This is a genomic window from Polaribacter sp., assembly GCF_965656025.1.
GTDB lineage: Bacteria > Bacteroidota > Bacteroidia > Flavobacteriales > Flavobacteriaceae > Polaribacter.
Genome location: NZ_CBFHJT010000006.1, coordinates 35,886 through 40,630, shown reverse-complemented (window position 1 = coordinate 40,630; position 4,745 = coordinate 35,886). Strand labels below are relative to the sequence as shown.

4 protein-coding genes are annotated in these 4,745 nt (G+C 31.4%); all 4 read left to right on the top strand.

The features are described from left to right. The first annotated feature begins 75 nt into the window (after nucleotides 1–75). Nucleotides 76–732, top strand: a complete 657-nt coding sequence (locus tag ACTG3S_RS02115) for a phosphatidylserine decarboxylase family protein (protein ID WP_439127725.1) — start codon at nucleotides 76–78, stop codon at nucleotides 730–732. 2 nt (nucleotides 733–734) lie between these two features. Next, entirely contained in the window at nucleotides 735–1,010 is a 276-nt protein-coding gene (locus ACTG3S_RS02110) for an acyl-CoA-binding protein (protein ID WP_439127724.1), read from the top strand. Then, complete coding sequence (locus ACTG3S_RS02105) at nucleotides 1,007–1,615, top strand: YceI family protein (protein ID WP_439127723.1); 609 nt, start codon at nucleotides 1,007–1,009, stop codon at nucleotides 1,613–1,615. Before ACTG3S_RS02110 ends, ACTG3S_RS02105 begins: the two co-directional genes overlap by 4 nt. 111 nt (nucleotides 1,616–1,726) lie before the next feature. Further along, on the top strand, nucleotides 1,727–4,745 hold a 3,019-nt coding region (locus ACTG3S_RS02100; RefSeq protein ID WP_439127722.1), incomplete at its 3' end, for a hypothetical protein.

Here is a 4,745-nt window from a genome sequence, read left to right as displayed (position 1 = left end):
GATTTTAGACAGATTAGATAGTTTGTTGTTTGCTGCTCCATTTGTATATTTGTATATTAACTTTATTATTTAAATATGATTCGTTTTCATAAAGAAGGGTATAAAATTATTGTTATTGCTTTTATTATATCTATTGTAGGTATTTTAGCTGCCGAAAAGTTTATAGAAGTTAATTGGCTAACCAAAGCCATACAAATAGTAATTGTTGTGCTTTTAATAACCGTACTTCAGTTTTTTAGAAATCCAAAAAGACTTACTTCTTTAAGTGATGATACAGTAATTGCTCCAGTAGACGGTAAAGTTGTTGTTATAGAAGAAGTAGAAGAACCTGAATATTTTAAAGAAAAAAGATTACAGGTTTCAATCTTTATGTCTCCAATTAATGTTCACGTTACAAGATATGCAATGAGTGGTTTTATCAAATACAGTAAATATCATCCAGGTAAATACTTAGTTGCATGGCATCCAAAAGCATCAACAGAAAACGAAAGAACTACTGTGGTGATAAATAACAAATCTTTTGGAGATGTCTTATACAGACAAATTGCAGGAGCACTTGCAAAAAGAATTGTAAATTATGCTAAAGAAGGTGATACAGTTATACAAGGTACAGATGCCGGTTTTATAAAATTTGGTTCCAGAGTAGATTTATATTTACCTTTAGGTACAGAACTAGCTGTAAAATTAGGTGATAAAGTTAAAGGAGGTACACAGGTTATTGCTACAAAATAAATATGAAATCTGAGTTAGACATAGCGTTTAAAGAAGCTTTTGATAAAATTTCAGAACTTAAAGAAGCTGTTGCACCAGATATCATGTTAAAGTTTTATGCTTATTATAAGCAAGCCACCTTTGGTAAAACATTTTCTTTTGATAGCAAATCTAATGTCAGAAGTGCTTTTAAAGCCAATGCTTGGATGCAGGTAAAAGAAATGAGTTCTAAAACTGCAAAGGAAGAATATATAAAATTAGCAAACATTATTTTAAACAATAAACAAAAACAAGGATGAAAAAAATTTTACTAATACTAGCCATTTCACTAAGTTTTACAGCATGTAAATCTGAAAAGAAATCTGATTCAGACACCAAAAAGGAAGAAGGTAATGCTATCTTTTCTATAGAAAAAGCAGATAACGATATTGTTTTTACAGCCTATAAGTTTACAGAAAAAACACCTGTTAAAGGTCAATTTAGACAAGTAAATATTACTGCAGGTGGAAATGGGAATACCATAAAAGAGGCTATAAATAATACAGAGTTTTCAATTCCTGTAAGTAGTATTTTTACTAAAGACTCTAGTAGAGACTATAAAATACAAAAGTTTTTCTTTGGTGTTATGAAAAACACAAAATTATTATCAGGTAAATTAACCATAGAAAATGATTCTATCGGTGCTGCGCTTATTAATATGAATGGCGTATCTGAAAAAGTACCTTTTAAATACACTATTGCAAATAACACATTTGCAATGAGCGCAAAAATGGATGTTACAAATTGGAAAGCATCAGAAGCACTTGCTTCATTAAATAAAGTTTGCGAAGCATTACATACAGGCTCTGATGGTGTTTCTAAAACTTGGAGCGATGTAGCATTAAATATTACTACAAAATTTTAAGATTTAATTTTTATTTAAAAAATAAAAACTATATTTGGCTGTTAACTTTTTGTTAATAGCCATTTTTTTTTGCTGTTCAAATAGTTAAATTAACTTATCAACCCCTAATTAATGACTAAAAAAATTACCCCTAATTTTTTAAGACATGTTATTGTCTTAATAATTTTTTCTCAATCAATCAATTTCTTTTCGCAAAATGTAGATATTTCTATCTCTGTTAATTGGCCAAATTGGTCATCAGAAAACAAAATAGAACTTTTAGATCCCAGTAACAATGTTATTTTTACAATAGATAATGGTTATACAGGTTCTGGAAACGATTCATATGTCGAAACAAAATCAACAAATCCGAGTGTACCTCAAAATAGTTCTACAACTGCTGGTTACTCAGTAAAAATTTATGACACCTATGGTGATGGATGGAACAGTAGTGGCTTTGCAACAATAAGTGTAGATGGAATTGAAATTTTAACAGTGAATAACTCTAATTTTAATTCAATACCTGGTTCTGGTGGAGAAATAAAATCTGATAATATTTATTTTGCAGTTAACAAAGCGTTAGACGATGCTTCTTTTAACTATTCAAAAGCATCCTACTGCCAAGCAGAAGCTGACCCAACACCAACGATTACTGGAGAATCAGGTGGTACTTTTACCTCTACTTCTGGTTTAGATATTAATAATTCAACAGGTGCCATAGATGTTTCTGAATCTACTATTGGTACATATACTGTAACTTATACAACTACAGCACCAGATCAAAATAGTGCAACCACAAATATTACTATTTCAGATGGAGATGTAGCAACTTTTGCATATCCAACATCAAAAGTAAATGCCACTGATGTTGATTTATATCCTTCAACCTCTGGTCAAAGTGGAACCTATAGCAGTACTTCAGGTTTATCAATAAATTCATCAACAGGAATTATAGATGTATCTGCATCTACAATTGGTACTTATATAGTTTCTTACACTACAAATGGTAGCTGTTCTAAAATATACACAGATACTGTAGAAATTACAAATGCAAGCTTTCCTGGTGTTTCTCAATTTAAAAATAGTAGTAAAAAATATATAGAATATATACCTGGTACAATGCCAGTTATAATTTCTGCACCTCATGGAGGAAGACTAACACCAAGTGAAATACCTAACAGAACATGTGGCACTAATGAAATGGATGACAATACAGATGTATTGATTAAAGAAATTCAAAAAAAGTGTTTTGATCAATTTGGTGTTTATCCTTATATAATTGTAAATAATTTAAGAAGAACTAAGTTAGACCCAAACAGAAATGAAAGTGTTGCAACCTGTAATAATAGTACCGCTAAAATTTATTTTGATGCTTTTCATGACTTTATAGATGATGCAAGCGCAGATATTAATAGCAAATGGGGCAAAGGTTTATACATCGACTTACATGGACAAAGCCACTCTGTTCCAAGAATAGAAGCTGGTTACAATTTATCAAGTAGCTCTTTTGATGAAGATTTAAATAATACAGCAACCAATGTTGTAGAATTAGCTAGAGTTACTATTAAAAATTTAATAGAAAACAATATCAGTAATTCTACATTCGAAGATTTAATAAGAGGAGAAAACAGTTTAGGAGGCATTATGGCTTCTACAGGAGGAGAGAGATATGCAGATTTAGGTTATGCAGGTTGTGGTAGAACTGTTGGTTATAGAACTGTGCCTAGTAATATTGGAGATGGTGGCCAAGGTTCTTGTGATGACACAAATCCTGGAAACAACTCTTATTTTGCAGGAGATTATTACAGTAATATTAGACATGGCTCAGGCGATCCAAGTAGAGCAAATACTGTTGTACAAGGTGGTGGAACTGTAAATGGTGGCGGTGGTACCATTGATGGCATAATGACAGAGGTTAACAGAAGAGTAAGAGATTTAGGTAGTGTATTTTCTTCTACTTATGGTGTTTCAGATAGTAGAAGTCCAACCATAGCATTCTTTTCTAGAGACTATGCTAAAGTAATAGAAAAATATATAGACATCCATTATAACAATTTTTCTGAATTCTCATTTTCTGAAAGCTCTTTTTCAATTTACGGGAGTAATCCTACGCCAACTATAAACGGTATTTCTGGCGGAACTTTTTCTAGCACATCTGGTTTAGTTATCAATAGTGCTACAGGAGAAATTGATGTTTCTACCTCTACCCCTGGTAATTACACCGTTACTTATGTAGCACCAAATGTAGGAGGTTATTACAAAAAAGAAACACTTATTACCATTAATACAGATCCTGTTACCAATGAATTTATTGCGACTTCTGGTGATTGGTCTTTAACTACAAATTGGAGTTTAAACAGACTACCAACAAGTATAGACAATGTATTAATTGATACTGGAAAAACAGCAAATTTAAATCTAGAAAATATTGCTATTACAAATTTAACTGTAGCTGGAAACTTAAATATAAATGCTAATAAATCTATAACTGTAACTGGTAATTTAAATACTACAGGTAATTTATCTGTAAATAATGCTTCAATTATTGTTGATGGTATTGCTACTGGTAACATTACTTATAAGAGAAATATTAATGCCAATAGATGGTATTTGGTTGGTGCACCAGTAAATCAACAACTTGTTGCAGACTTTGTAACTGCCAACCCAAGCCTAGCATTAGGTTCTGGTTCTGGTACCTCTAGAAATGTAGCATTAGCAACTTTTGACAACACAAAAACCATAGCAAATCAAAAATGGAAATATTACAAAGTTGGACAAGTAAATGGACTTAATGGTGACGACACGACAGACATCATGACATCTGGGTTAGGATATACAACAAGAGTAACAAGCACTAGTGATCTTAGTTTTACTGGTACTTTACAAACAGAAGATGTAGATAAATCGGTTTCAATGGGTATTAATTCTTTTAATTTAATTGCAAATCCTTATACTTCTTACATTAATAGTGCTACTTTTTTAAGTGAAAATACAGGTGTTGGAAAAAGCCTAAAAACACAAACATTATGGGTTTGGGACGAAACCTTAAATAGTGGTGCAGGTGATTATACACCAAAAATTACAATCAATAATTTTCAAATTGCACCAGGACAAGCATTTTTTGTAGAAGCAATTGAAAATGCAACCGTCC

Coding starts and splice junctions, on each gene's coding strand:
- ACTG3S_RS02105 (WP_439127723.1), top strand. CDS start 1,007: ATGAAAAAAATTTTACTAATACTAGCCATTTCACTAAGTTTTACAGCA.
- ACTG3S_RS02115 (WP_439127725.1), top strand. CDS start 76: ATGATTCGTTTTCATAAAGAAGGGTATAAAATTATTGTTATTGCTTTT.
- ACTG3S_RS02110 (WP_439127724.1), top strand. CDS start 735: ATGAAATCTGAGTTAGACATAGCGTTTAAAGAAGCTTTTGATAAAATT.